Source organism: Pseudomonas sp. GCEP-101 (assembly GCF_025133575.1).
In the GTDB taxonomy this organism is placed as follows: Bacteria; Pseudomonadota; Gammaproteobacteria; order Pseudomonadales; family Pseudomonadaceae; genus Pseudomonas; species Pseudomonas nitroreducens_B.
The window spans coordinates 2,124,424-2,150,062 of sequence record NZ_CP104011.1 but is presented as its reverse complement, the minus strand read 5'-3'; the positions used below and the strand labels follow the sequence as shown (position 1 = coordinate 2,150,062).

24 protein-coding genes are annotated in these 25,639 nt (G+C 67.4%); 13 read left to right on the top strand and 11 right to left on the bottom strand.

The features are described 5' to 3' along the window. Window positions 1-171: 171 nt before the first annotated feature. The 4 genes from N0B71_RS09730 to N0B71_RS09715 all read left to right on the top strand — a co-directional run bounded on the left by N0B71_RS09730 (window position 172) and on the right by N0B71_RS09715 (window position 4,242). Complete coding sequence (locus N0B71_RS09730; protein ID WP_259758600.1) at window positions 172-2,388, top strand: TonB-dependent receptor; 2,217 nt, start codon at window positions 172-174, stop codon at window positions 2,386-2,388. Between the two features lie 14 nt (window positions 2,389-2,402). After that, window positions 2,403-3,479 (top strand): ABC transporter substrate-binding protein, encoded by a 1,077-nt coding sequence (locus N0B71_RS09725; protein ID WP_259758598.1) that lies wholly within the window; start codon window positions 2,403-2,405, stop codon window positions 3,477-3,479. A 197-nt stretch (window positions 3,480-3,676) separates the two neighbouring features. Continuing rightward, the gene (locus N0B71_RS09720; protein ID WP_259758587.1) at window positions 3,677-3,901 is read left to right on the top strand and encodes a type II toxin-antitoxin system HicA family toxin; all 225 of its coding nucleotides are present in this window, start codon (window positions 3,677-3,679) and stop codon (window positions 3,899-3,901) included. Beyond that, window positions 3,898-4,242, top strand: coding sequence for a type II toxin-antitoxin system HicB family antitoxin (locus N0B71_RS09715; RefSeq protein WP_259758585.1), 345 nt, complete (start codon window positions 3,898-3,900; stop codon window positions 4,240-4,242). The genes N0B71_RS09720 and N0B71_RS09715 overlap by 4 nt, the downstream gene beginning before the upstream one ends. Before the next feature lie 525 nt (window positions 4,243-4,767). Here N0B71_RS09715 and N0B71_RS09710 read toward each other — a convergent pair. After that, a complete protein-coding gene (locus N0B71_RS09710) occupies window positions 4,768-5,499 on the bottom strand; it encodes a class II aldolase/adducin family protein (protein WP_259758584.1) in 732 nt (243 codons plus the stop codon). A 339-nt stretch (window positions 5,500-5,838) separates the two neighbouring features. Here N0B71_RS09710 and N0B71_RS09705 point away from each other — a divergent pair, with 339 nt between their 5' ends. From N0B71_RS09705 to N0B71_RS09675, 7 genes are all read left to right on the top strand, one after another. Beyond that, a complete protein-coding gene (locus N0B71_RS09705) occupies window positions 5,839-6,993 on the top strand; it encodes an LLM class flavin-dependent oxidoreductase (protein WP_259758583.1) in 1,155 nt (384 codons plus the stop codon). A gap of 17 nt (window positions 6,994-7,010) precedes the next feature. Further along, on the top strand, window positions 7,011-8,066 hold the full coding sequence (locus N0B71_RS09700) for an ABC transporter substrate-binding protein (protein WP_259758582.1): 1,056 nt from the start codon (window positions 7,011-7,013) through the stop codon (window positions 8,064-8,066). Between the two features lie 86 nt (window positions 8,067-8,152). Continuing rightward, entirely contained in the window at window positions 8,153-9,208 is a 1,056-nt protein-coding gene (locus N0B71_RS09695) for an ABC transporter substrate-binding protein (protein ID WP_259758581.1), read from the top strand. Further along, window positions 9,195-10,406 carry an MFS transporter gene (locus tag N0B71_RS09690; protein ID WP_259758580.1) on the top strand — a complete coding sequence of 404 codons (1,212 nt, stop codon included), beginning with the start codon at window positions 9,195-9,197 and terminating at the stop codon, window positions 10,404-10,406. Before N0B71_RS09695 ends, N0B71_RS09690 begins: the two co-directional genes overlap by 14 nt. A gap of 3 nt (window positions 10,407-10,409) precedes the next feature. After that, window positions 10,410-11,168 carry an ABC transporter permease gene (locus N0B71_RS09685; protein WP_259758579.1) on the top strand — a complete coding sequence of 253 codons (759 nt, stop codon included), beginning with the start codon at window positions 10,410-10,412 and terminating at the stop codon, window positions 11,166-11,168. Further along, on the top strand, window positions 11,165-11,926 hold the full coding sequence (locus tag N0B71_RS09680) for an ABC transporter permease (RefSeq protein WP_259758578.1): 762 nt from the start codon (window positions 11,165-11,167) through the stop codon (window positions 11,924-11,926). Before N0B71_RS09685 ends, N0B71_RS09680 begins: the two co-directional genes overlap by 4 nt. Window positions 11,927-11,952: 26 nt before the next feature. Next, window positions 11,953-12,747, top strand: coding sequence for an ABC transporter ATP-binding protein (locus tag N0B71_RS09675; protein WP_259759518.1), 795 nt, complete (start codon window positions 11,953-11,955; stop codon window positions 12,745-12,747). 338 nt (window positions 12,748-13,085) lie between these two features. Here N0B71_RS09675 and N0B71_RS09670 read toward each other — a convergent pair whose 3' ends face one another. After that, a complete protein-coding gene (locus N0B71_RS09670) occupies window positions 13,086-14,723 on the bottom strand; it encodes a SulP family inorganic anion transporter (protein ID WP_259758576.1) in 1,638 nt (545 codons plus the stop codon). 473 nt (window positions 14,724-15,196) lie between these two features. Between N0B71_RS09670 and N0B71_RS09665 the strand changes: the two genes are divergently transcribed. Then, a complete protein-coding gene (locus N0B71_RS09665; protein ID WP_259758575.1) occupies window positions 15,197-15,568 on the top strand; it encodes an SMR family transporter in 372 nt (123 codons plus the stop codon). Continuing rightward, window positions 15,562-15,891 carry a multidrug/spermidine efflux SMR transporter subunit MdtI gene (mdtI, locus tag N0B71_RS09660; RefSeq protein ID WP_024766311.1) on the top strand — a complete coding sequence of 110 codons (330 nt, stop codon included), beginning with the start codon at window positions 15,562-15,564 and terminating at the stop codon, window positions 15,889-15,891. Before N0B71_RS09665 ends, mdtI begins: the two co-directional genes overlap by 7 nt. 687 nt (window positions 15,892-16,578) lie before the next feature. On the opposite strand, the gene N0B71_RS09655 is transcribed toward mdtI, so the two are convergent. The 9 genes from N0B71_RS09655 to flgE all read right to left on the bottom strand — a co-directional run bounded on the left by N0B71_RS09655 (window position 16,579) and on the right by flgE (window position 25,629). After that, entirely contained in the window at window positions 16,579-17,625 is a 1,047-nt protein-coding gene (locus N0B71_RS09655) for a hypothetical protein (protein WP_259758574.1), read from the bottom strand. A gap of 141 nt (window positions 17,626-17,766) precedes the next feature. Next, window positions 17,767-18,681 carry a flagellar hook-associated protein FlgL gene (flgL, locus tag N0B71_RS09650; protein WP_259758573.1) on the bottom strand — a complete coding sequence of 305 codons (915 nt, stop codon included), beginning with the start codon at window positions 18,679-18,681 and terminating at the stop codon, window positions 17,767-17,769. A 17-nt stretch (window positions 18,682-18,698) separates the two neighbouring features. Then, entirely contained in the window at window positions 18,699-20,066 is a 1,368-nt protein-coding gene (flgK, locus tag N0B71_RS09645) for a flagellar hook-associated protein FlgK (RefSeq protein WP_259758572.1), read from the bottom strand. Further along, on the bottom strand, window positions 20,063-21,103 hold the full coding sequence (locus N0B71_RS09640; RefSeq protein ID WP_259758570.1) for a lytic transglycosylase domain-containing protein: 1,041 nt from the start codon (window positions 21,101-21,103) through the stop codon (window positions 20,063-20,065). Before N0B71_RS09640 ends, flgK begins: the two co-directional genes overlap by 4 nt. Before the next feature lie 3 nt (window positions 21,104-21,106). After that, complete coding sequence (locus N0B71_RS09635; RefSeq protein ID WP_259758568.1) at window positions 21,107-22,210, bottom strand: flagellar basal body P-ring protein FlgI; 1,104 nt, start codon at window positions 22,208-22,210, stop codon at window positions 21,107-21,109. 15 nt (window positions 22,211-22,225) lie between these two features. Beyond that, window positions 22,226-22,888: a flagellar basal body L-ring protein FlgH gene (gene flgH / locus N0B71_RS09630; protein WP_259758566.1), complete on the bottom strand. Its 663-nt coding sequence runs from the start codon at window positions 22,886-22,888 to the stop codon at window positions 22,226-22,228. Between the two features lie 2 nt (window positions 22,889-22,890). Further along, window positions 22,891-23,676 carry a flagellar basal-body rod protein FlgG gene (gene flgG / locus N0B71_RS09625; protein ID WP_259758564.1) on the bottom strand — a complete coding sequence of 262 codons (786 nt, stop codon included), beginning with the start codon at window positions 23,674-23,676 and terminating at the stop codon, window positions 22,891-22,893. A 27-nt stretch (window positions 23,677-23,703) separates the two neighbouring features. Further along, a complete protein-coding gene (gene flgF, locus N0B71_RS09620; protein ID WP_259758563.1) occupies window positions 23,704-24,432 on the bottom strand; it encodes a flagellar basal-body rod protein FlgF in 729 nt (242 codons plus the stop codon). A gap of 9 nt (window positions 24,433-24,441) precedes the next feature. Further along, entirely contained in the window at window positions 24,442-25,629 is a 1,188-nt protein-coding gene (gene flgE / locus N0B71_RS09615; protein WP_259758562.1) for a flagellar hook protein FlgE, read from the bottom strand. Between the last annotated feature and the right edge of the window lie 10 nt (window positions 25,630-25,639).

Here is a 25,639-nt window from a genome sequence, read left to right as displayed (position 1 = left end):
GCTTAACTTCTGCCTGGAAAGCGGTACGGAGTTTGCGATGTTCCCCGCAAGCCTTCCGGCCTTCATCACGCGTGAGCCAGTACAAGAGCAACGCAATAACAGCTTCATGCCTTGCGGCGACGACCGAGCACCACAGAGCCAGCCGTCCTTTCGCCGCCCCCTGGGGACACCATGTTCAAACGCACCACCCTTTCCCTCGCCATCCTGGCGAGCCTCGCCAGCCTCAATGTCCATGCCGCCGATGGCGACACCCCGAACACTGAAGAGACCAGCGCCGCGCCGACCCTCGGCAAGGTGGTGGTCACCGCGCAGAAGCGCGAAGAGTCGGTACAGGAAGTACCGGCGCCGATTACCGTGCTGAGCGGCGAAAAGATCCGCGACGCCTCCCTGCAATCGGCCAGCGAAGTCACCCGCTACACCCCCAACGCCTCCGCCGGCACCACCGACGGTCATGGCCGCCCGCGCTGGTGGATTCGCGGCCTGGGCACCGGCGACCAGGGCGCCAACACGGTCAGCCCGATCGGCATCTATGTCGACGACGTGTACATCGCCAACATCAGCGCCACCGGCTTCCCGCTGTTCGACCAGGAGCGCGTGGAAGTACTGCGCGGCCCGCAGGGCACCCTGTGGGGCAAGAACACCACCGGTGGCGCGATCAACTTCATCTCGCGCAAGCCGACCTTCAGCCCCGAGGGCTACTTCAAGGTGGACCTGGGCAACTACGCCAACCGCATCGTCGAAGGCGCGGTGAGCGACGCGCTGGTGGACGACAAGCTGGCCGGGCGCCTGTCCTTCCACCACCAGGGCCGCGACGGCTACACCGAGAACATCCACGACGGCGACGACCAGGGCGCGCTGGAAGACGACGCCGTGCGCCTGCAGCTGGCCGCGCGGGTGAACGACAACCTGGACGCCAACCTCAACGTCCACGCCCGCCATTACCACGACACCGCCAGCTACAACACCGTCAGCTACGGCACCCGCCCGGACGGCACCAACCAGTTCGGCTATTCCATCGACCCGGAACTGGGCAAGGCCAACTTCAACGCCAAGTACCAGGCCGAAATCGACCAGGCCGGCAGCAACCTCAACCTGGTCTGGCAACTGGGCGAGCTGGAGCTGACCTCCATCACCGCCTTCGAGCACTTCACCCGCGACGGCTGGACCGACAGCGACAACACCCCGCTGGAACTGCAACGCAGCTACAGCTACGCCGACAGCCAGCAATGGTCGCAGGAACTGCGCCTGGCATCGCCGCGCACCGACCGGCTGAACTGGGTGCTGGGCTTCCACTACTTCAACGAAGACCTGGAATCGAAGAACGCCAACGCCGCGCTGACCAACCCCTACATCCCCAGCTACTACAACAACGTCAGCTACGACCAGCAGACCGAGAGCTACGCCATCTTCGGCAGCACCACCTACAACTTCACCGAGGACTTCAGCCTCACCGCCGGCCTGCGCTGGACCCGCGAAACCAAGGACATCGACCTGCAGCGCCTGGTCAACCGCGGCGCCGCGCGGTTCGGCGACGGCAACTGGTGGCAGCCGGGCAACGTCGAATCCCCGCTGATCGTCAACGCCACCCAGGACGAGAGCAACACCTGGAGCGACTACAGCTGGGACCTGACGCCCGAGTACCGGATTTCCGATAACGCCCGCGCCTACTTCCGCTACGCCCGCGGCTTCCGCTCCGGCGGCTACAACGCCGGCGTCACCAGCCAGGCCACCGTCGCCAAGGTCGACCCGGAATACCTCACCTCCTATGAGCTGGGCCTGAAGTCGGAATGGTTCGACGGCCGCCTGAACGCCAACGCCAGCCTCTTCTACTACGACTACGAGGACATCCAGCTCAACATCGTCACCGCGGTGAACAACCAGACCGTCTCGCGCCTGGCCAACGGAGCCCAAGGCGAGGCCTACGGCGCCGAGTTCGAACTCGAAGCCATCCCGGTGCAGAACCTGCACGTGAACTTCGGCCTGGGCCTGCTGCACACCGAGTTCACCGACTACACCTCCGGCCCGAACGACTACTCCGGCAACCACTTCGTCCGCGCGCCGAACGTCTCGGCGGTGATCGGCGCCGACTACCGCATCCCGCTCAACGTCGGCGGCGCGGTTGTGCTGGGCACCGACTGGAACACCCGCAGCCGCCAGTACTTCTTCACCAACGACCAGAGCCAGAACATGCGCACCGGCGGCTACACCCTGGGCAACGCGCGGGTGACCTACGAACTGCCGGGCGAGACCACGCGCGTCACCGCCTACGTGAACAACCTCACCGACAAGGAATACCGCAACCACACCCTGCCCACCGGCTACCAGACCGCCGCCGTCATGTTCGGTGACCCGCGCACCTTCGGCGTCTCGGTCACCACCGACTTCTGAGCGAGGTAATGTCCATGAACCGTCTGCATCGCGCGCTGCGCCGGCTGTTGCCGGCCGCCGCCGCGCTGCTCGCCAGCCATGCACTGGCCGCCGAGCAGCCCACCACCCTGCGCATCGCCACCGTGGCCTACGCCAACGCCGGGCAAATCACCTTCAACGGCCCGGCCTACGTGATCGACCGTGACAAGTGGCTGGAACAGCAGCTGGCCCAGCGCAATATCAAGCTGGAATGGGTGCCCGCCGCCACCGCCTCGGTGGGCACTTTCGTCAACGAGGAGTTCGCCAACAAGCGCATCGACTTCGCCTTCTACGGCGACCTGCCGTCGATCATCGCCAACGCCTCGGGCGTACAGACCCAGCTGATCGTCCCCGGCGGCATCGGCAACAACGTCTACCTCGTGGTGCCGCCGGGCTCCACGGCGAAATCCATCGCCGACCTCAAGGGCAAGCGCATTGCGCTGCACCGCGGCCGGCCGTGGGAGCTGTCGTTCGCCAAGCTGCTGGAAGCCAACCACCTGGGCTTCGAGGACTTCCGCATCTTCAACCTCAATCCCCAGGCCGGCGCCGCCGCGCTCAGCGCCGGGCGGGTGGATGCGTTCTTCACCCTCAGCGATGCCTTCCTGCTGGAAGACAAGCAGGTCGGGCGCATCATCTGGTCGAGCAAGCAGGCCCCGGCGGACTGGAAGATGCGCGCTGAGATCTGGGGCGCGAAGGACTTCGTGAAAGACCATCCCGACCTCACCCAACTGGTGGTGGACGCCTACCTGAAGGCCGCGTGGTGGGTCTCCCAGGACGCCAACCAGGCGGCCTACCAGGACGCCCAGAGCCGCTCCGGCGTACCGCTGAGCGTGTTGCAGCGCGAGGTGGCCGGCGAGCCGTGGTCGGCGCATTTCTCCCCGCTCTACGATGACGCCCTGCGCCAGCACTACACCGACGGAATCGCCTACAGCCTGAAGGCGAAACTGATCCGCAACGAGGTGAAGGTGGACGACCTGCTGGAGCCGAAGTTCGTCGAGCAGGGCTTGAAGAACCTGCAGCTGGAAAGCTTCTGGCAGCGCAGCACCGGGCCCTCGGTTGCCGCCAAACCCTGACCGAAGCATAGGAGCGGACTCTGTCCGCGATGGATTGTCGGCTACTCGGAGCTGGCCTGTTGCACCTCGCGGACGAAGTCCGCTCCTACAGGGTGAACCGACGTTTCGGCCTGAATCGACGCGGAATGCGGACAGGAAATGCTATCATCGCACGATAGCATCGACGGATGCAGAATCGTCACCGCAGGACCCTCGTCATGATCTTCCGCACGCCCACGCCTGCGGGGATCGTATTTGCCGACATCGAAGCCCTGATCCTGCATCTGGGTGGCAACGTCGAAGAGCGTGAAGGTTCACGAGTGAAACTGACGCTGCACAATCAGACCTGGCGCTGCCATCGTCCGCATCCGGGCAAGGAAGCGAAGCGCTACCAGGTCGAAGAGGCCCGTGAATTCCTGCGCCGGGCTGGAGTGGAAACATGAGCCGCATGTCCTACAAGGGCTACACCGCCCGCATCGAATTCGACGAGCGCGACGACCTCTTCGTTGGCCGCCTGCTGGGGGTGAATGACATCATCAGCTTCCATGCCGACAGCGTGGGCGGATTGCACGCCGCCTTGCAGGACGCGGTCGACGACTACCTCGCTGATTGTGCCGAGCGTGGCGTGGAACCGGAGAAGCCCGCGTCCGGGAAAATCATGCTGCGAATCCGGCCGGAGGTGCACGCCGCCGCCGCGATTGCGGCAAAGGCGTCCGGCAAGAGCCTGAATCAATGGGCGGAGAACGTCTTCGAGCGTGCGGCCCGCAAACGCTCCGCTGGATGACGCGCGTTTTAGGAGCGGACCTTGTCCGCGAAGTAGCTCGCCTTCTGCCAGGTAGTCGGGTGCTTGGTCGGGATTTCGCGGACAAGGTCCGCTCCTACATGGGGTGTCGCGCCGGAGCCCACCCTCTCCCCCGCCCTGGCTACGCGCCCCGCTCCGAAGCGAGAGAGAGCCATCCGAGCCGGCTCGGCGTCGTAGTTTCAGCCGGCACTGATCCAGTCCCCTCTCCCTTCAGGGAGAGGGTTAGGGAGAGGGAAGAACCCAGGCACAAACTTTCAGAGAAAGACAGCTGCTCCTTCGCCAGCAGGCACGGATGCGCCGGCCTGGCGGCGCGCGGTCGCGGGCATGGCCCGCTCCTACAGGGAGCCTCCGCGTGAGCTTGTAGGAGCGAGCCATGCTCGCGAACGAACCCCACTGCGGATGCGGTTAGGGAGCAAGGTCTGGTCATCTCTTCGGGGCCACGAAAAGCGCAGCCCCCACCCACAAAAAAAGCCCTCGCAAGAGGGCTTTTTCATGCCGGGACGAAACTCAGGCCGCCGCTTCCAGCAGCTTCTGCCCCTGCTCCCACAGGCCGGTCATCTTCCATTGCTGTTCCAGCACGCCGGGGCCGAATTCCTGGGAGCCGCCGAGGCTTTCAGCGAGGCCCTGGAAGTAGGCGCCCTCCTCGATCAGCAGGATCAGCTTGGATGCCTTGATCAGGTCCTCGCCCCAGAAGGTCGCGCCACCGTTGGCTTCGAGGATGGCGGGGGTGTTCGCGTTTTCGGCGAGGCGGTCGAGGATGAACAGCGGCTCGGGCTGGCGGCGGTCGATGTAGATCGGCAGCTCACGGGCCAGGGTCACGCGCTGGGAGGCGGCGTAGCGGATCGGCAGCACGCGGTGGGCGCTGGCCCAGCCGCCCAGGTAGGGCGTGTGCACGTGGATCACCACGTTCACCTCCGGGCGCGCCTGGAAGATCGGCGCGTAGCGCTTGCCGTTGCCGCCGGCGCCACGGCCGCTGAGCGGCGTCGCGCCGGGGATGCTTTCGTCGAGGATCACCTCGCCGTCCCAGGTGGCGATTACGGCGCGGATTTCCTGGTCGTCCGCCCAGGGGCTGGGCGCGTGGACGGCAATCACCTTGTCGCTGTCCGGCACGCGCACGTAGGCCTGGTAGGTGTTGGTGGCGGTGAGGGTGCGGCTTTCCTTGAGTACGCGGAAGGCCTTGGCGAAGTCGCGGCGGACCTGTTCGAGCTGACGGGCGAGTTGCGGGTCGAGGGTGGACATGGGATGCCTCCTGGCAGTCGGGGATGGATGAACCGCATGGCGGTGTTCCACTGACTGAGCAGGAGTTGTGCCACTAAAAAATATTCCATCGAATCAATAAGTTGCCAGGAAGAACAGGCACCAGAAGCCCTTCAACCCCGGCTGAAGCGGCGAAATTGCTGCGCGCCCAGCATCCCCTGCTGACCCACTGCTGCTGTACAGACAAACGCCCTGCTGCCACAGCAGCACACCGCCCTGCAAGCCACGCCCCGCCTGGCTTGCAGCCTTTGGGCACAGCCCTTGCTCAAGACCTTGCACGAGCAGCACGACGCTGCCCCCGCAAAGCAAAGGAGCACAGCCATGAGCACCGAATTCTTCTGGCGACTGCCGCTGGGCAGCGACGGTCCCTATCTCGCCTCGGACAAGAACAACCGTGGCAGCCACCTCTGGCGCCCCGGCAACATCGCCCCGGGCCGCCTGCCCAACGGCGAGCCGGACGGCTTCACCTACATCGACTACATCGCCCAGGTGGCCAAGGCCGCCGAGATCGCCGGTTTCGAGGGCGCGCTGCTGCCCACCGGGCCGGAGCCGTGGATCGCCGCCGCGGCGCTGGCCCGCGAGACCCGCCGGATCAAGTTCCTGATCGCCTTCCAGGCCGCCTGGACCCTGCCGGCCTATGCCGCGCAGCAGGCCGCGATCCTCCAGCACCTGTCCCGCGACCGCCTGGAGTGGAACATCATCACCGGCGGCAACCCGGCCGGCCAGCGCGCCAATGGCGACTTCCTCGAACACGACAAGCGCTACCAGCGCACTGGCGAGTTCCTCGACATCATCGACGGCCTGTGGAAGAACGAGCAGTTCTCCTACCAGGGCGAGATCTACCAACTGGAGAACGGCTCGCTGCCCATCGCGCTGCGCAACGTGCGCAAGCCGGGCGTGTACTTCTCCGGGTTCTCGGACCCGGCGCTGGACGTCGCGGCGAAACACGCCGACGTCTACCTGAACTGGGCCGAGCCCATCGACAAGCTCAAGTCGCACCTGGAGCGGGTGCGCGAGCTGGCCGACAAGCAGGGCCGCGAGATCCGCTTCGGCATCCGCATCGACCTGTTCGCCCGCGAGACCGAAGAAGCCGCCTGGAGCGAACTGCGCCGCCAGTACGAGCGCATCGACGCGCGCACCAGCGCGTTCATCAAGAACTTCGCCACCGGCTCGGATTCGGTCGGTGCCGCGCGGCAGACCGCCTACCACCAGAACGTCGAGCGCTTCGACGACCTGATCATCGGCCCCAACCTCTGGGCCGGCTTCGGCAAGGCCAAGCCGGGGCCGACCATCGGCCTGGTGGGCAGCCACGAGAACGTCGCCGAACGCCTGGCCGAATACCGCGACGCCGGCTTCTCCACCTTCATCCTGGCCGGCAACCCGCACCTGGAAGAAGCCCTGCGCATCGGCCAGGAAGTCCTGCCGCTGGTGCAGGACGAACGCGCCGACATCCACGAACTCAAGGCCCGCGCCTGAGCCACAAGGAGCTGAACATGTCCCGTCCCCTCGATACCCTCTGGTACACCCGCTGCCCGGTGCCCACCGGCCTCGGCATCGCCGTGCAGAAAGGCTGGCTGGAAGAAGCCCTGGCCGAGCAGGGCACCCAGATCAAGTCGCTACGCGAATCCGCCGACCAGGCGGTGCGCGAGTCGCACTTCGACCACACGCTGCAGAATTCGGTACGCCACGGCGGCAACATCCCGGCCATCTGGGCCCGCGCCAGCGGCCGCGAAACCCGCGTGATCGGCCTGTCCTGGGCCGACGAGGCGCAACTGATCCTGACCACCGAACAGAGCGGCATCCGCACCGTTCGCGACCTCAAGGGCCGGCGCTTCGGCCTGCCGGACTGGAGCGCCGCGCAGATCGACTTCACCCGCGCCCAGGCCATCCGCGGCCTGGAGAACGCCCTGCGCCTGGAAGGCCTGGAAGTGCGTGACGTCGAGCTGGTGGACTTCGGCCTGAAGGGCACCTTCAGCGACGAGGCGCCGGGCAACATCGTCGGCATCACCGGTCACGGCGGCCGCCGTCGCGGCGGGCAGAACCCCGAGCTGGTCGGCCTGCTGCGTGGCGACGTGGACGCGATCTTCCTCAAGGGTGCCCACGCCGTGCAGCTGGCGCACCAGTTCGGCCTGCACACGGTGATCGACACCGGCGCGCATCCCGAGCCGCTGATCCGCGCCAACAACGGCACGCCGCGCACCCTCAGCGTCGACCTCAACCTGCTGCAGCAGCACCCCGACGCCGCCACCGCGATCCTCGCCTCGGTGCTGCGCGCCGAGGACTGGGCGCACCAGCACCCGGACGACACCCGCCGCTACCTGGCGCGGGAAACCAACAGCAGCGAGTTCTGGGTCGCCACCGCCTATGGCGAGGACGCCCACCTGCGCCTGCGCACCAACCTGGACGAAGGTTCGATCCTCGCCCTGCAGGACTTCACCGACTTCCTGCATCGCTGGAACTTCATCCCGGCACGCTTCGACGTGCGCCAGTGGATCGATCCGAACCCGCAGGAAGCGCTGCGCAGCCGCCTGGCGCAAAAGACCGGCTGACCAACGTCACGAGGGCGATTCCCTCTGTTTTCAGACCTGGGCTCCCGCGCGACGGCGCGGGGGCTTTCATCTCCTGACGGACACCCATGAGCACACCGCTGGAAACCCTCTGGTACACCCACAGCCCCGTCCCCACGGGCCTCGGCATCGCCGTCGAATCCGGGCGCCTGGCCCAGGCCTTCCGCCCGTTCGGCACGCGCATCCAGTCGCTGCGCGAGTCGTCCGAACGCGAGGTGCGCGAGGCGCACTTCGACCATCACCTGCCCTATTCCGTCCGCCACGGCGGCAACATCCCGGCCATCTGGGCCCGCGCCAGCGGCGCGCGCACGCGGGTGGTCGGGCTGTCGTGGAGCGACGAGGTGCAGCTCATCGTCAGCGCGCCGGACAGCGGCGTGCGCAGCATCCGCGACCTGCGCCACCGGCGCTTCGGCCTGCCGAAATGGGCCAACGTGCAGATCGACTTCACCCGCGCCCAGTCGCTGCGCGGCCTGGAGAACGCCCTGCGCCTGGAAGGCCTGGAGGTGCGCGACGTCGAGCTGGTGGACTACCCCTACGGCGGCACCTACAGCGACGACCCGGTGCGCCACGTGTTCGGCGCCCAGGTGGCACTCAAGGGCAACCGCGTGGTGCAGCGCAACAACGAGCTGATCGGCCTGCTGCGCGGCGACATCGACGCCATCTTCCTCAAGGGCGCCCATGGCCTGCAGCTGGCCCATGAGTTCGGCCTGCACGTGGTGCTGGACGTCGGCTCCCACCCCGAGCCGCTGGTGCGCTCGAACATCGGTACGCCGCGCACCCTGACCGTCGACCAGCAACTGCTGGACGAACACTTCGATGCCGCCGTGCTGGTGCTCGACACCGTGCTGCGCGCCGAACAATGGGCCTGGGCGCACCCGGACGAAACCCGCCGCTTCCTCGCTCGCGAGCTGAACACCAGCGAGTTCTGGGTCGCCAGCGCCTACGGCGAGGACGCCCACCTGCGCCTGCAGACCAACCTGGCGGAGCGCTCGGTCAACGCCCTGCGCGACCTCACCGCGTTCCTGCAGCGCTGGGACTTCATCGGCGCCGACTTCAGCGTCGACGACTGGATCGACCCGCGCCCGCTGGAAGCCCTGCTGGGGAAGATCGATGTCGCCATCTAGCTCGGCACGGCCCGCCGCCTTCCTGCTCAACTTCATGCTGCTGGCGGCGTTCAGCGGCGCCACCATCGGCATGGCGAAGATCGTCACCACGCTCTACGCCATCAGCATCGGCGCCAACGCCATGCAGATCGGCATCATCTCGGCCATGGAGGCCCTGGGCATGGTGATCCTCACCCTGCCCGCCGGTTTCGTCATCGCCCGCTTCGGCGCGCGCCGGGTGTACTTCCTCGCCAGCCTGGGGCCGATGCTGCTGAACCTGGCCATCCCGCTGTTCGGCGGCTGGTTGTGGCTGGCCTTCGCGCGGCTGCTGATCGGCCTGTGCATCCCCTTCCGCATCGTCGCCATGAACAGCGCCTTCCTGCGCCAGCTCAAGCGCATCGGCAACGACAAGGCCGGCTGGTACCGCGGCTCGCTGACCCTGGGCATGGGCCTGCTCGGCCCGCTGCTGGGCAACTGGCTGAGCGGCGCGGCGAGCTTCACCTGGGGCTTTGCCGCCATCGGCCTGTGCTTCGGCCTGATGGCCTTCTACAGCCTCGGCTTCTGGGAAGGCGAGGCGCCCAGCGACGATGTGCCCGTCGCCGCCGCCACCGGCGGCCTGCTGCAGCAGGTCGGCGCCATGCTGGCCAACGTCGAGATCGCCGAGAGCTGCCTGATCGAATTGCTCAGCGCCGCCACCAGCGCGCTGTTCGGCACCTTCATCCTGCTACTGGCGATGGAGGTCGTCGGCCTCTCCCAGGGCCAGGCCGTCAGCCTGGTGATGATCCAGGGCCTGGCCTCGGTGCTCGGCCTGTTCGGCTTCGGCTACCTGATCGAACGCAGCGGCCGGCGCCTGGCCTACATCGGCAGCCTCACGGCGGCGCTGGCCGCCCTGCTGCTGCTCGGGGTCGCCCGCGACTACTGGCTGCTGGCGCTGGGCGGCGTGCTGCTCAGCGCGGCGGCGGCGCTCATCCACCTGGTGAACATGGCCCAGCTGGGCGAGCACGCCATGGACAAGAGCAAGATTTCCGGGCTGTTCAACCTCGCCTCCATGTCCGGCAGCTTTTCCGGCGCCTTGCTGGGCGGGGCGATCAGCCACCTCGTCGGGCTGGGCAACCTGTTCCTCTGCTGGATTCCCCTGGTGCTGCTGGCCGCGCTGTTCTGCTGGCAACGCAAGCTGCGCCGTCAGAACGCCGGGCCACTGCTCGGCCAGGAGGGCTGAGCCATGAACAGAACACTCGATCGCCTGAGCTGGTTCGCCTCGCCGCTGCTCCTGCTGCTGGCCTGGTTCGTCGTGGCCCGCGCCGGCTGGTTCCCGCCGCAACTGCTGGTGCCGCCGACGGAGGTCTGGGCCAGCTTCCGCGACCTGCTGGCCAGCGGCGAGCTGCGCGAACACGTGGTCAACAGCCTGTCGCGCCTGGCCGTCGGCTTCTCCATCGGCGCCATCGGCGGGTTGCTGCTGGGCACCGCCATGGCCCTGTCGAAAACCGTGGACGCCTACTGCGCGCCGCTGTTCCACACCCTGCGCCAGGTGCCGTCGATCGCGCTGATCCCGATGTTCATCCTGTTCTTCGGCGTCGAAGAAACCTTCAAGGTCCTGATCGTCACCAAGGCCGCCTTCTTCCCCGTGGCGCTCGCCGCCAGCGAAGGCGTCAAGGGCATCCCGCGCGGCTACTTCGAAGTCGCCAGCGTGTACCGCCTGCCGCTCTGGAGCCTGCTGCGCGACGTCGCCTTCCCCGCCGCCGCGCCGCCCATCGTCACCGGCCTGCGCATCAGCCTGAGCCGCGCGTGGATGGTACTGGTGGCCGCCGAACTGCTCGCCGCCGACAGCGGCCTGGGGCAGATGATCGAGCTGAGCCGGCAGATGCTGCGCATCGACATCGTCATGGTCGGCGTGGTCGTCACCGGGGCCATCGGCTTCATCCTCGACTTCGCCTTCCGCCTGCTGGAGAAGCGCCTGCTGCGCTGGAGACCGACGCCATGATCCATCACCTCAGAAAGCTGCGCGGGCTGGTGTTGCCGGCGCTGCTGATCGCCGCCTGGCACTGGCAGTCGCAACAGGGCGCCAGCGCGGCCTACGCCTTCGTGCCGCTGGAGCGCATCGGCGCCGGCTTCCTCGAACTGATCGACACCGGCGAGCTGTGGCTGAGCGTCGCCGCCAGCCTGCAACGCACCTGCCTGGGCCTGCTGCTGGGCGTGCTCGCCGGCTTCGCCCTCGGCGCCGGCATGGCGCTGTCGCGGCCCCTGGAGCGGCTGTTCGCGCCGCTCTACCACACCCTTCGCCAGGTGCCGATCCTCGGCCTGATCCCGCTGATCGCCCTGTGGTTCGGCAGCGGCGAGCCGTCCAAGGTGCTGATCGTCAGCCTCGCCGCCTTCTACCCGATGACGCTGAACGCCTTCGAGGGCTTCCGCGACGTGGAGAAGCGCTACCGCGAGGTCGGCCGCCTGTATGCCTTCGGCCCCTGGCAGCAGTTCCGCGACGTACTGCTGCCTGGCGCGCTGCCCAGCCTGAGCAATGGCGTGCTGCACGCGCTGGCCTTCGCCTGGGTCAGCTCGGTGGGCTGCGAGCTGTTCCTCTCCACCGGCATGGGCCTGGGCAACCTGATGATGAACGCCGAGACCGGCTCGCGCATGGAGATCGTGGTGATCGGCGTGCTCAGCATCGGCCTGCTCGGCTACGCCATGAACCAGCTGTTCGCCCGCGCCGCGCGCCACCTGCTGCGCTGGCGCAACCTGCGCTGAAACCATTCGCTATGAGTGCCCAGACCATGAACGCGATCCTCGACCCCGCCATCCTGCCGGCCCAGCAGGCGCAACCCGGCGCGCTGGCCATCCAGGGCCTGAGCAAGGCCTACTCCATCGACGGGCGCAGCCTGCCGGTGCTGGAGAACATCGACCTGGCGGTGCGCCCCGGCGAGTTCGTCAGCATCGTCGGCGCCAGCGGCTGCGGCAAATCCTCGCTGCTGCGGCTGATCGTCGGCCTGGAGAACGACTACAGCGGGCGCATCCTGCTCGACGGCAAGGCGGTCACCGGCACCAGCCTGGAGCGCGGCATCGTGTTCCAGGACCACCGCCTGTTCCCCTGGAAGACCGTGGAAGAAAACGTCGCCCTCGCGTTGAAGCAGCAGAAGCTCAGCCGCGCCGAGAAGCGCGAGCTGGTCGCCGACCACCTGGAGCTGGTGGGCCTGACCGGCTTCGAGCAGGCCTACCCGCACCAGCTCTCCGGCGGCATGGCGCAGCGCGCCGCCATCGCCCGCGCGCTGATCACGCGGCCGAAGGTACTGCTGCTGGACGAACCCTTCGGCGCCCTCGACGCCCTCACCCGCGTACGCCTGCAACATGAGTTGCAGCGCATCTGGGTGCAGCAGCGCAGCACCATGATCATGGTCACCCACGACGTGGAAGAGGCGCTGTACCTGGGCGACCGGGTGGTCGTCATGGACGCGCGCCCGGGGCGGATCCGCCACGAGGTGCGCGTGGACCTGCCGCACCCGCGCGAGCGTGGCCACGCGCTGCTGGCGAAATTGAAGGATGAACTGCTGGCGGAGCTGATGCAGGGGTGAACCTTGGGTAGGAGCGGGCCGTTGTTCCGCAGCCATGATGACCCTCTCTCGCTTGCGGGAGAGGGTTGAGGCGAGGGGCTTTTGATTGTGTAGGAGCGGACTCCGTCCGCGATTGGGTTGTGGCGCGTTGCGGAGCTATCGCGGACGGAGTCCGCTCCTACGTCGTCTGTTAATCCGACGCGGGGGTTGCCCTCTCCCCCGCCCTGGCTACGCGCCCCGCTCCGAAGGGGGTGGGAGCAGTTAGGCGATGCCGAGACGTCCGGAGTTTCGCTTGCTGCCACTCAGTCCCCTCTCCATTCAGGGAGAGGGTGCCCCAACCAACGCACCCAACTCTCCTGTTACTGCGCCAAACCCGCCCCCAACGCCGCCGAAAAGTCGGCGTGGTACCCCGCCCCGATATCCCCCAGCACCCCCGCCTTGCGCAGCTTGCCGAGCACCCGCGCGTTGGCCTCGCACAGGCGCACCTCGATGCCGCGGCGCTGCAATTGCTCGATCACTTCCTGCAGGGTCTGCAGGCCGGTGATGTCCATGAACGGCACGTGGCGCAGGCGGATGATCAGCACCTGCGGGTCGGTGTGGGTCGTGGCCAGGGCGCGTTCGAAGGTTTCCGCGGCGCCGAAGAACAGCGGCCCCTCGATGCTGTAGACCAGCACACCGGGCGGCAGCTCACCCAGGCCGCGGCCGCGCAGTTCCACGTCCAGCTCCGGGCCCTCGTCGGCATGCACTTCCACCGAGGACGCCATGCGCCGCAGAAAGTGCAGCATGGCGAGGATCACGCCGATGTTCACCGCGATCACCAGGTCGCTGAACACGGTGAGCAGGAAGGTCACCAGCAGGATGGCGACATCGGCGCGCGGCGCGCGCTTGAGCATGAACAGGAAGTGCCGCGCCTCGCTCATGTTCCAGGCCACCACGAAGAGGATCGCCGCCAGCGCGCAGAGCGGGATGTTCGACGCCAGCGGCGCGAGGAACAGCAGGATCAGCACCAGGGTCGCGGCGTGGGTCACGCCGGCCAGCGGGCTGTTGCCGCCGTTGCGGATGTTGGTGGCGGTGCGGGCGATGGCACCGGTGGCGGCAAAGCCGCCGAACAGCGGAGTGACCAGGTTGGCGATGCCCTGGCCAATCAGCTCCTGGTTGGAGTCGTGGCGGGTGCCGGCCATGCCGTCGGCGACGACCGCCGACAGCAGCGACTCGATGGCGCCAAGCATGGCAATGGCGAAGGCCGGGCCGATCAGTTCCAGCACGCGCGGCAGCGTCACCTCCGGCAGGCTGAAGCTGGGCAGGCCCTGGGGAATGCCGCCGAAGGCGCTGCCGATGGTGGCCACGCCGTCGAAATGGAACAGTGACTGGATGGCGGTCACCGCCACCATCGCCACCAACGGGCCGGGCACCCGGCGCAGCGCGGCGATGCGTGGGGTCGACAGCACCAGCGCGAGGCTCAGCAGCGCCAGCAGGGTGGTCGCCGGGTGCATCTGCGGCAGTGCCTGCAGCAGGTGCCAGAGCTTCTGGTGAAAGTGCTCGCCGGTCACCGCCGGCAGGCCGAAGAAGTCCTTCCACTGGCCGACCCAGATGATCACGCCGATCCCGGCGGTGAAGCCAACGATCACTGGCGCGGGGATGAAGCGGATGATGCTGCCCAGGCGGCTCACGCCCAGCAGCACGAGGATCGCGCCAGCCATCAGCGTGGCGATCTGCAGCCCGTCCACGCCGTACCGGGCGGTCACGCCCGCGAGGATGACGATGAAGGCGCCGGTGGGCCCGGCGATCTGCACGCGGCTGCCGCCCAGCAGCGAGACCAGCACGCCGGCGAAGATCGCCGTGTAGATGCCCTGCTCCGGCTTGACCCCGCTGGCGATGGCGAAGGCCATGGCCAGCGGCAGCGCGACCACGCCGACGATGACACCGGCCACCAGGTTGCGCGTCCAGTGCTCGCGACCGAACAGTCCGGCCTTCCAGGCTTCTCGCAGGGCGATCATCGCGGTCTCCGACAGGATGTGGAGCCAGGATGCTAGCAGGAAGGGGTTTGCTGCAACCCGGCGCACGTCATGGCTGTGGCGCGCTGTCGCAGGCGAAACAGGGTGAACAGAATATTGCACAACCCTGATGACGCGCAGCTTCCCGCGCTGTTTCAAGATGCCTTCCCCTGGGCGCTAATGCCTGAAATCGACCCCCTCGATTTGCCAGTGGAGCGAAAAATGGGCACAATGTGTTCATTATGTTGAACATCAAGGCGTTACCTCTCCCCACTTCCCGCCTGGTGTCGCGCGAGCGTCACTGGACCGGCGATCTGTAGCTCCTCCCTTCGGCCACCACTTTCTGGTGGCGCCAAACGCGGCAACCCTTCAAGGGTGATTGCCGCCCGAGTCGGCGCCGCCGAACCCGAACCGAAAACCGCCGCAAGGATGCTCTTAGCGAGACTGCGCGCGGCTGCCCGTGGGAGGGCTTTACCATGCGTTCCTGGATCTATCTGTTAGCCGCCATCGGCTTCGAAGTCGTTGGCACCACCTCGATGAAATTCACCCATGCGCTGTTCCCGGTCGCCGGGCTGCTGCTGATGTATGTGATGATCGGCCTGTCGTACTACTTCCTCTCGCTGGCCATCAAGCGCGTGCCGGTCGGTGTGGCCTACGCCCTGTGGGAAGGCATCGGCATCGTGCTGATCACCCTGGTCAGCGCCTTGTTCCTCGGCGAGCAGCTGAGCCTGGACAAGGCCCTGGGCCTGGCCGTGATGATCGCCGGCATCCTGCTGGTGAAGTCCGGCACCCGTACCGGCCGGCGTGACGCGCGCCGCTCCCTGAAAGGGGAGGCCGTGACATGCTGAACCATGACCTGATTCCGATGGCCTGGCTGGGCCTGGCCATCGTCCTGGAAGTGATTGCCAACCTGCTGCTCAAGTACTCCGACGGCTTCCGCAAGCGCCTGATCGGCGCGGCCTCGATCCTCTGCGTGCTGGGCGCGTTCACTGCGCTGGCGCAGGCGGTACGCGGCATCGAACTGTCGGTGGCCTACGCGATCTGGGGCGGCTTCGGCATCCTCGCCACCGTCGCCATGGGCTGGGCCCTGTTCGGCCAGCGCCTGGTGTGGCGCGGCTGGGTCGGCCTGGCGATGCTGGTGCTGGGCATGGGGCTGCTGAAGCTGGCGTGATCACTGCGATCCGAAACGAAAAAGGCGGAGCTGGGCTCCGCCTTTTTTTGTGCCTGGGGATTGGGTGCCGTGCGGTTCGCGAGCAAGCTCGCTCCTACAGGTCGCGCGCAGTGTGCTCTTCGTAGGAGCGAGCTTGCTCGCGAACGGTCTTTGCACCGTGGCCGATCGGGAGCTGCGGCTGTCGCGGGCATGGCCCGCTCCTACACGGGCGTATCCCTGTAGGAGCGGGCCATGCCCGCGATCGACGTCCGCAGGACGCCCCGCCCGGCGGATAACGCTACCGCGTTATCCGCCCTACGTTCCTTCCATTTGCCTGGAAAATGGGCGCCGTGCGGCTCGCGAGCAAGAACAATGGCGCCCGCTCGCTCGTGCTGCGCTCTTTGTAGGAGCGAGCTTGCTCGCGAACGGCCTTTGCTCCGTGGCCGATCTGGAGCTGCGGCTGTCGCGGGCATGGCCCGCTCCTACACTGGCGTATTCCTGTAGGAGCGGGCCATGCCCGCGATCGGCGTCCGCAGGACGCCCTGCACGGCGGATAACGCTACCGCGTTATGCGCCCTACGTTCCTTCCATTCGCCTGGAAAATGGGCGCCGTGCGGCACGCGAGCAAGAACGATGGCGTCCCCTCGCTCGTGCTGCGCTCTTTGTAGGAGCGAGCTTGCTCGCGAACGGTCTTTGCGCCGATGCGGCTCAGGCCAGCAGGCTCACCACCGCGAAGCGGCTCAGGTTGGCCTGGGCCACCACCGTCTGCGCCGCCGCGCTGTAGTGCGTGGCGCTGCGGCCCATGCGGTCGAGCATGGAGGCGGCGAAGTAGTGCGCCCACTCGCGCTCGTCCTCGCTGGCGTGGCGGTCGAGGAAGTCGCGGATGTCGTCCTGGCGGTGGCGCAGCTGGTCGCGCAGGCCGCCGATGCGGTCCAGCGCGGAGACCACCGAATCGAGCAACTGACGCTGCTCGCGGAAGGCGTCGCTCTTGATCTCGGTGGGGAACGCCAGCAGGCCGTCCTCCTGGCTTTTCAGCCGGGTGTTCTTGCCCTTGGCGAACAGCTTGCCCTCGCCCTGCACCGCCAGTTGTCCCTTGAGCTGCTGCCAGTCGGCCTCGGGCGCGGAGAACTTCAGCGCGCCATCGCTATCGAGCTCGGCGCGAATGCCCGCCTGGCCCAGCGTGGCGTTGAAGCGGCGCAGCACCTGCTCGGTGCTCATGCCATCGTCCAGCACGACCGCGGCCGGCTCGGCGAGCTGGCGGCCGGCGCTGAACAGCAGGGTTTCCTTGCCCGAACGCTGGATGGCTTCCACCGATTCCAGGCCCTCCAGGCTGAAGCGGCTGCGCACCGGCTCGTTCAGGCGCAGGCGGAAGTTGGCGTCGAGGCTGCCGTCCGAGCGCTGGGCGCGCTGCTCCAGCAGTTCGTTGACCTGGCGGATGGCCTGGCGCACGCCTTCGCGGTCCTGGGACTGCGGCGCGCTCAGCTCGCGGCTGAGGTTGAGCTTGAGGCCGCCGAGGCGGTCCTGCAGGTCCCCCAGGTAGCTGTCGGCCGACTGCATGGAGGACAACTGCTGGTTGAGCTGCAGGTTGAAGCTGCCGCTCTTCTGCGCCCCGCGTGCCATCTGCGCGGCGTTCTCACCCTTCTCCTCGCCCTTGCGCAGGGCGTTCTGGCGCTCGCCGGTGGAGGGCAGGATGACGTCGCGGCGGGCGCTGGGATCGAAGACGGCGGCGGACGGCAGTTGCTTGATGACCTTCATGGTGACCTCTGCACCGGATGTGCTTCCGCCCGGCGCAGGGGCCGGGCGGAGGCGGGATAAAACGTAGGGGATGCGGGCGGAGCGCCGCCGATTGGCGTCCAGACCTCCTTGCGGCGCGGCCCGGCTCCCCTACGGAGAAACTTACAGGCGGCTGAACAGCGACAGGTCGTTGAGCTTCAGGTAGGTCTTCTGCGTGGCCTGCAGCGCCAGCTGGTAGGTGTTCAGGTCGATGCTCGCGCCGGCGTAGTCCAGCTGCGACAGTTCGCCGTTGATCTTCTGGTTCACCAGCGACACCTCCTCGTTGCTCGAATTGAGCATGGTCAGGGTGTTCTGCCGGCCGCCCAGTTCGGTGATGGCACCGAGCACGCCGTCATGGGCACTGTCGAGGCTGTCGATGGTCGCGGCGATCTGCGCGTGGACCGCCGGGTCGGTGACGTCCAGCGCTGGGTCCTTGAGCATCTTCACGGTGGCGTGGAGCTGGTTGAGGAAGTCCATGTTGCTGCCGAACACGCCCAGCGCGGTGACGTTTTCTTCCACCTGCACGCCGTTCGCCACGGCGGCCTGGCGCGACTTGTCGTTGCCGGTGGCGACATAGGTGTCGGTCAGCGGTTCGTAGGTCACCGCGGCGGTGTCGCTCAGGGTGCCGGAGAACAGGTAGCGGCCTTCCTCGTCACGCACGTTGACGAAGCTCACCACGGTCTTCTCGATGTTCTCCAGTTCCCCGGCCATGGCGTTGAGGTCGCCGCCGGTGTTGGAGCCGTTGGCCGCCCAGAGCAGCAGGTCGCGCACGTTGAGCATGGCGTCGGAGGTGGCCTGCAGGTTGGTTTCCTGGGTCGACAGGTTGCCCGACACGTTGCCGATGTTGGTGCGGTACTGCGCAAGGCTCGCTTCCTCGCGCTGGATGCGCAGCATGCGCACGCTGGCGATGGGGTCGTCGGAGGGCTGGAGGATGCGCTGGCCGCTGGACATCTGCTGCATGAGCTTGCCCAGCGCCGTCGAGTTGCTGTTCATCGAGCCGCTCATCAGCGCGGTGATCTGTGCGTTGGTAATGCGCATGGTGCTGTCCTCTGTCCTTAGAAGGCCGCGAGCATCGAGTCGAACAGCTCCTTGGCGGTGCTGATGACTTTCATGTTGGCCTGGTAGGCCTGCTGGTAGGTGATCAGGTTGACCGCCTCCTCGTCCAGGCTCACCGCGCTCACGCTGTCGCGCTGGGCCTGCGCCTGGGAGGCCACGGTAGTGGCGGTCTTCTGGTCGGCCTGGTTCTGCCGGCTGGCGCTGGCGACCTTGCCGAGCAGGCCGGCGAAGGCGTCGTTGAGCGTCACCTGGCTGCCGGAGAGGGTGATCGACTGGCCCTTGAGATCGAGCAGCGCCAGCAGGTTCACGTTGTTGCCGGATTCGCCCGCAGTGTCCGACAACGCCAGTTCCTCGGGCTTCAGCGCATTCACGCTGAGCATCGCCGTGGTGCTGCCGGCGTTGTAGGTCAGCAGCGCCTGGCCGGCATTGCCGTTCAGGTCGAAACCGCTGGCCAGGGTGTCGTTGACCATCTGCGCGAACTGCCCGGCCATCTCGTGCAGGGCGGTCTGGTTCGGCCGCAGGGTGTCGTACTCGGTGTCGTACAGCGCGCCGAGGGAGCCGCCCATGCCGTCCTGGGCGAGCGGGAAGCTGGTGCCGGCGAAGGTCAGGGCGATTTCCTGCTCGCCGCTGGCGGTGCGGCTGATCGCCAGTTGCCCGGCGGAGTTGCCGGCCACCAGCGGCTGGCCGTTGGCCAGGGACACCGTGAGCGAGCCGTCGGCCACTTCGTTGACGCGGATCGAGGCGTACTTGGAGAGGTCCTGCACCAGGCTTTCGCGGTGGTCGCGCAGCGCGGTGGTGTCGCCGCCGGAGGAGCCGACCTCGACGATCTGCTTGTTCAGCGCGGCGAGGTTGGCGGTGAGCCCGTTGATCTCGCCGACCATGGAGCCACGCTGCTCCTGCAGGGCGCGCAGCTGGCTGTCGATGTTGCCGGACAGGCCGTTGAAGCGCTGGGCGAGGTTCTTCGTCTCGTTGATGATCTGCTGGCGCAGGGCGACCGAGCCGGGGGTCGCGGTGGCCTCGCTGAGGGCGGCGAAGAAGTTGTCCAGGCCGACGCTGATGCTCGAACCGTCACCGCTCATCAGGCCTTCCAGTGCGGAGAGATACTGCTGGCCGCTGTCGTAGTAGCTCTGCTCGGTGGTGGCGCGCCACAGCTGCTGGTTCTGGAAGTCGTTGGCCATGCGGCGGATGCTGGTCACCACCACGCCGCCGCCGACGTTCAGGCCGCCCTCGCCGGCTAGCGAGGCGAGCACCGGGCTCAGCCGGCTGAAGCCGGGGGTGTTGGCGTTGGCGACGTTCTGGCCGGAGGTGGCCAGGGCGATCTGCGCCGCGCGCAGGCCGCTGTAGCCGATCTGGCTCAACATACTCAAGAGGCACTCTCCTTCGACTCGAGGCGAATCGGCTGGGCAAACGCCGCCGAGGCCGGTCGGGAAACAAATTCGGGCTGTTGTCCCTGATAGGCGACGGAATCGGCGTGACGCTTAAATCCGTCCTGGGGGGCGTGCTTCAGACCACGCTCGGGCGACAGGCCGCTGCCGGGGATGCGCGCCGGCGCCTGGGCCTCGCGCACGCGGCGCAGCACGCCGAGGGTGTAGTCACGGGTTTCGTCATAGGGAATGCTGCGCACCCAGTCGGCCATGCCGATCTGCCCGCTGCGCGGGTCGCCGTTGTTCTTCAGCCACTCGTCCACCTTGCCGGGGCCGGCGTTGTACGCGGCCAGGGCGAGCACGTGCTGGCCATCGTAGCGGTCGAGCAGCTTGCCCAGGTAGGCGCTGCCCAGGGCCTTGTTGTAGGCCGGGTCGCTGGTCAGGCGCTGCTCGTCGTAGGGCAGGCCGAGCTCGCCGGCCACTTCGCGGGCGGTGTCGGGCATCAGCTGCATCAGGCCGCGCGCGCCCTTGGGCGAAACGGCGGCGGCGTTGCCGCCGGATTCCTGGCCGATCACGCTGTCCACCAGGGTGCGGAAGCCCGCCGTGCCCTGCTGCCAGGCGTGGGACAGGCGCTCGACGCCGCGCTGCCAGGTGTCCACCAGCGGGTTGCGGCTGGAGACGGAAGGCCGGCGCAGGGCCTCGCCACCGTCGGCCAGCGCCACCGGCGCGGTGGTGTCGGTCGGCTCAGCCGAGAGCTGGCGCACCAGCAGGTCGGCGATGCCGGTCTGCTTGCGCGAGGCCAGGTGCTCGGCCAGCGCCTCGTCGTAGAAGTCGCGCATCGTGTCGAGGTCGCGGCTGCGCAGCGGGCTGCCGGCGGAGAGCACGTCGCCGGCCTTGCGCATCTGCTTGAGGATCTGCTGCAGGAACATCGCCTCGAACTGCTCGGAGGCGGCCTGCAACTGTTCGCGGCGGACCTGCTCGGGCGCTTCGCCCGGCTGGCCGGTGGGGACGATGGGGCGATTCAGCGAAGTGATGCTCATGCGTCAGATCACCACCAGCTCGGCGTTCAATGCGCCCGCCTGCTCCAGCGCCTGGAGGATGCTCATCACGTCGTCCGGGGTCGCGCCCAGGCTGTTCACCGTGTTGATGATGCTTTCCAGGCTGGTGCCCTCGGGCCACTTGAACATCGGCTTCTTGTCCTGGCTGACCGAGACGTCCGACTGCGGCGTGACGGCCGTGGTGCCATTGGAGAACGGGCCAGGCTGGCTGACCTGGGGGTTCTCGCTGATGGTCACGGTGAGCGTGCCGTGGGCCACGGCGGCCGCCTTCACGCGCACGCCCTGGCCGACCACCACGGTGCCGGTGCGGCTGTTGAACACCACCTTGGGCCGCGTGCGGCCTTCCTGCACCTCCATGCCTTCGAGCATAGCCATGAAGCTGGTGCGCTGGGCCAGGCTGACCGGCGCGCGCACGGACACCTTGGTGCCGTCCAGCGCGGTGGCGGTGCCGGAGCCAAAGCGTTCGTTCACCGCGTTCATCACCTGGGTGGCGGTCTGGAAGCTCGGTTTGCGCACGTTGAGCATCACGTCCGGGCGCTGGGCGAAGTCGCTGGGGATCATCCGCTCGATGGTCGCGCCATTGGGAATCAGGCCGCTGTTGGCGCTGTTGATCGACACGCTGGAGCCGCTCTGCCCCTGGGCATGCAGGCCGCCGACCACCAGGTTGCCCTGGGCCAGCGCATAGACCTCGCCGTCCACGCCCTGCAGCGGGGTCATCAGCAGCAGGCCGCCGCGCAGGCTCTTGGCATCGCCCAGCGAAGACACCGTGACGTCGATGGTCTGCCCGGCGCTGTACGAGGGCGGCACGCTGGCGGTGACACTCACGGCGGCAACGTTCTTCAGCTTCGGGTCGACGTTCGGCGGCAGGTTCACGCCGAACTGCTTGAGCATGTTGGCCACCGACTGGTTGGTGAACTTCACCTGGTTCTTGTCGCCGGTGCCGTCGAGGCCGACGACCAGGCCGTAGCCGATCAGCTGGTTCTCGCGCACGCCTTCGATGTCGACCAGGTCCAGCAGCGGGATGGCCAGCGCCTCGGCCTGCCAGAACAGGCAGAGGGTCGCCAGCAGGCGGGAAAGGGTTCTACGCATGGAATGCTCGCCTGCTTACATCGGGAACAGCGGATGGGTGAAGAAGCGCGTCAGCCAGCCGGCCGAGTTGCTGTCGTTGAGCACGCCGCGGCCGGCGTAGGAAATCTTGGCGTTGGCGACGTTCTGCGAGGACACCTGGTTGGCGCGGTTGATGTCGTCGATGCGCACCAGCCCCGTGAGGCGGATGAACTCGTCGCCCTGGTTCAGGCGCAGGGACTTCTCGCCCTTCACCAGCAGCACGCCGCCGGGCAGCACCTTGTGCACGGTCACCGCGATGGAGCCGGAAAGGGTGTTCTGCTGCGAGCTTTTCGCCGAGCCGGTGAAGTCGCGGTTGGCCGTGGCGGAGCTTTCCAGGCCGCCGTATTCCTTGGTCAGGATGGTCGGCACCGGCACATCCAGGCTGGACTGCTTGCCGAAACTGGTGCCCGCGCTCTTGCTCGACTGGGTGGACTCGCTGAGCACCACGGTGACGATGTCCCCGACGCCGATGGCGCGCTTGTCGCGGATCAGCGAGCCGCCGTAGCCGGAACGGAACAGGCCGCCGCTGGTGGTGGGCGGCAGGCTGTAATCCAGCTCCGGCGGCTGGTAGACCGAGGAGTCCTCGTCCGGCAGCATCTCGTCGAAGCTCTGGCAGCCGGCGAGCAGCGCCAGGGCGAGCAGCAGGGCAAGGCGCGTCATGGTCAGACCGTCTGGTTGAGGAACTGCTGCATGCCCGACGCGGCGTCGAGCACCTTGGCGTTAGCCTCGTAGGCGCGCTGGATGGCGATCATGTTCACCATCGCCTCCACCACCTGCACGTTGGAACCTTCCAGCACGCCCTGCTTGAGGGTGCCCAGGCCTTCCTCACCCGGCGTGCCTTCCTGCGGCTCGCCACTGGCGGCGGTTTCCTTGTAGAGGTTGCCGCCGATGGCTTCCAGGCCTGCCGGGTTGGTGAAGTTGACCAGGGTGATCTGGCCCAGCTCGGTGGGCAGCGTCTCGCCCGGCAGCACGGCGGTGACGATGCCGTCGCTGCCCACGGTGAAGCGGCTGGCGCCGGCCGGGACTTCGATGTTCGGCGTCAGCGGCAGGCCCTGGGCGTTGACCACGATGCCTTCGTTGTTCAGCTGCAGTTGGCCGTTCTCGGTGTAGTAGGTGTCGCCGTTGGGCGCCTCGACCTGGAAGAAGCCGCTGCCGACGATGGCCAGGTCCATGGGCTGGCCGGTGGTCTGCATGCTGCCTTCGGTGAACACCTTCTGCGTGCCGACGACGCGCACGCCGCTGCCCAGCTGGATGCCCGAGGGCACGGTGTTGACCTGGTCAGCCTGGGCGCCGGGTTGCAGCTGCACCTGGTAGAACAGGTCCTCGAACACCGCGCGGTCGCTCTTGAAGCCGACGGTGTTGACGTTGGCCAGGTTGTTGGCGACGGTGGACATCGCGGTGTCCTGTGCCGCGAGGCCCGTCTTGCTGACCCAAAGTGCCGAACTCATGTTGTGCTCCTGTCTGCGCCCCGCGCGTTAGCCGCCACGGATCATGCGGTCGCCGGCCTCGGCGAGATCCGAGGCGGCCTTCATCATCTTCACCTGGGTCTCGAACCGCCGGTTCAGGCTCATGGTGCCTACCAGCTCGTCGATGGCCGAGACGTTGCTCTGCTCCAGGTGGCCGGACACCAGGCGCACGTCCTCGCTGGCGGCGACGTTCTGGCCGTCCTTGCTCACCAGCAGGCCCTGGGCGTTCTTCACCAGGGAGGACGCCGGTGCGTCCACCAGTTTCAGGCGGTCGACGTCGGTCATCATGAAGTCGCCGCGCGGCATCACCGAGATGGTGCCGTCGTTGCCGATGGCGATGGCGTCGTACTCGGGCAGGGTGATCGGGCCGCCCTCGCCGAGCACGGCGCGGCCGTTGATCATCAGCTGGCGGTCGGCGTCGATCTCCAGGTTGCCCTGGCGCGTGTACGCCTCGCCGTTGCCGCTCTGCACGGCGAACAGGCCCGGGCCCTGGATGGCGACGTCGAGGTCGCGACCGGTGGCCATCAGGGTGCCGGCGCTCATGTCCACGCCGCTGCTCTCGATGCGCGCGAGGTGGCGGCTGTCGTAGCCGGCGCCGCTCACGTCCACCGCGGTGGCGTGTTCCAGGTCGGCGCGAAAGCCGGGCGTGTTGACGTTGGCGAGGTTGTTCGCGCGCACGTCCAGCGCCGCCATGCTGCGGCTGGCGGCGGTCATTGCGGTGTAGCCGAGGCGATCCATGACGAGTCCTTAGATGGCCGAGAACAGGACCTGGGTGAGTTCCTTGTCGGTGGTCATCACCTTGGTGTTCGCCTGGTAGTTGCGCTGGCCTTCCATGAGGCCCACCAGTTGCTGGGTGATGTCGACGTTGGAGCCTTCCAGGTTGCCGGCCGAGAGCGAACCGAACTGGCCGATGCCGGGCACGCCGATCAGCGGTGCGCCGGAGGCGGAGGTCTCGGTCCAGGCGGTGCCGCTCTGGTTCTGCAGCCCGCCGGCGTTGATGAAGTTCGCCAGGGCGACCTGGCCCTGCAGCATGCGCTGGCCATTGCTGTAGTTGACGTAGACCTTGCCGTCGTTCTCCACCGCGATGCCGGTCTGCTCGCCGGCGGCGTAGCCGGTGGTGCGGTTGGTGGTGACGACGAAGTCCGAGCCGTACTGGCTGGTCCCGGTGTAGTCCAGCGCGATGTTCATCGGGTCCACGCCCGGCAGGGTGAAGCCCACCGGCACCGACGCGATCGGCGAGGACAGCGAGCCGTCCGGGGCGAAGGTCAGCGACTGGGTGGCGCCCACGGCGTTGCCGTCCACGGCGTAATGCGCGTCCCAGGTGTTGGTGCCGGTCAGCACGAAGTACTGGGTCAGGGTGTGTTCCTTGCCCTGGGAGTCGTAGATCTTGCTGGTGTAGGTGGAGTTGTAGGTCGCCACGTTCTGCGGGTCGAACGGTGCAACGGTCGGCGCGGTCTCGTTGGAGTCGAGGTTGGCGACGAACTCGAGCTTGTCGGTGGCCTTGGCCGGCAGGTTGGCGGTCTTCACCTGCAGGTCGGAGACGGTGCCCACCAGCAGGTTGCCCGCGGCGTCGGTGGGGTAGCCCTGCAGGCGCTGGCCGGTGGCGCTGATCAGGTAGTTGGCGTTGTCCTGGCTGAACACGCCGGCGCGGGTGTACTGGGTGTCGCCGTTGCCACTCTTCACCACGAAGAAGCCGCCGCCGGAGATGGCCAGGTCCAGCGCGCGGTTGGTGGACACCAGCGAGCCGCCCTGGCTGATGCTCTGGGTGGTGCCGGTGACTTCCACGCCCATGCCCTTGCTGTCGGCGTAGACGCTGCCGAACTCGGTGCGCGAGGACTTGAAGCCCACGGTGCCGGAGTTGGCGATGTTGTTGCTGATGGTGTCCAGCTGCTGGGTGACGGCGTTCAGGCCGGTCAGGGCGATGTTGAAGCTCATGGCGTTAGCT

Coding starts and splice junctions, on each gene's coding strand:
- N0B71_RS09730 (WP_259758600.1), top strand. CDS start 172: ATGTTCAAACGCACCACCCTTTCCCTCGCCATCCTGGCGAGCCTCGCC.
- N0B71_RS09725 (WP_259758598.1), top strand. CDS start 2,403: ATGAACCGTCTGCATCGCGCGCTGCGCCGGCTGTTGCCGGCCGCCGCC.
- N0B71_RS09720 (WP_259758587.1), top strand. CDS start 3,677: ATGATCTTCCGCACGCCCACGCCTGCGGGGATCGTATTTGCCGACATC.
- N0B71_RS09715 (WP_259758585.1), top strand. CDS start 3,898: ATGAGCCGCATGTCCTACAAGGGCTACACCGCCCGCATCGAATTCGAC.
- N0B71_RS09710 (WP_259758584.1), bottom strand. CDS start 5,499: ATGTCCACCCTCGACCCGCAACTCGCCCGTCAGCTCGAACAGGTCCGC.
- N0B71_RS09705 (WP_259758583.1), top strand. CDS start 5,839: ATGAGCACCGAATTCTTCTGGCGACTGCCGCTGGGCAGCGACGGTCCC.
- N0B71_RS09700 (WP_259758582.1), top strand. CDS start 7,011: ATGTCCCGTCCCCTCGATACCCTCTGGTACACCCGCTGCCCGGTGCCC.
- N0B71_RS09695 (WP_259758581.1), top strand. CDS start 8,153: ATGAGCACACCGCTGGAAACCCTCTGGTACACCCACAGCCCCGTCCCC.
- N0B71_RS09690 (WP_259758580.1), top strand. CDS start 9,195: ATGTCGCCATCTAGCTCGGCACGGCCCGCCGCCTTCCTGCTCAACTTC.
- N0B71_RS09685 (WP_259758579.1), top strand. CDS start 10,410: ATGAACAGAACACTCGATCGCCTGAGCTGGTTCGCCTCGCCGCTGCTC.
- N0B71_RS09680 (WP_259758578.1), top strand. CDS start 11,165: ATGATCCATCACCTCAGAAAGCTGCGCGGGCTGGTGTTGCCGGCGCTG.
- N0B71_RS09675 (WP_259759518.1), top strand. CDS start 11,953: ATGAACGCGATCCTCGACCCCGCCATCCTGCCGGCCCAGCAGGCGCAA.
- N0B71_RS09670 (WP_259758576.1), bottom strand. CDS start 14,723: ATGATCGCCCTGCGAGAAGCCTGGAAGGCCGGACTGTTCGGTCGCGAG.
- N0B71_RS09665 (WP_259758575.1), top strand. CDS start 15,197: ATGCGTTCCTGGATCTATCTGTTAGCCGCCATCGGCTTCGAAGTCGTT.
- mdtI (WP_024766311.1), top strand. CDS start 15,562: ATGCTGAACCATGACCTGATTCCGATGGCCTGGCTGGGCCTGGCCATC.
- N0B71_RS09655 (WP_259758574.1), bottom strand. CDS start 17,625: ATGAAGGTCATCAAGCAACTGCCGTCCGCCGCCGTCTTCGATCCCAGC.
- flgL (WP_259758573.1), bottom strand. CDS start 18,681: ATGCGCATTACCAACGCACAGATCACCGCGCTGATGAGCGGCTCGATG.
- N0B71_RS09640 (WP_259758570.1), bottom strand. CDS start 21,103: ATGAGCATCACTTCGCTGAATCGCCCCATCGTCCCCACCGGCCAGCCG.
- N0B71_RS09635 (WP_259758568.1), bottom strand. CDS start 22,210: ATGCGTAGAACCCTTTCCCGCCTGCTGGCGACCCTCTGCCTGTTCTGG.
- flgH (WP_259758566.1), bottom strand. CDS start 22,888: ATGACGCGCCTTGCCCTGCTGCTCGCCCTGGCGCTGCTCGCCGGCTGC.
- flgG (WP_259758564.1), bottom strand. CDS start 23,676: ATGAGTTCGGCACTTTGGGTCAGCAAGACGGGCCTCGCGGCACAGGAC.
- flgF (WP_259758563.1), bottom strand. CDS start 24,432: ATGGATCGCCTCGGCTACACCGCAATGACCGCCGCCAGCCGCAGCATG.
- flgE (WP_259758562.1), bottom strand. CDS start 25,629: ATGAGCTTCAACATCGCCCTGACCGGCCTGAACGCCGTCACCCAGCAG.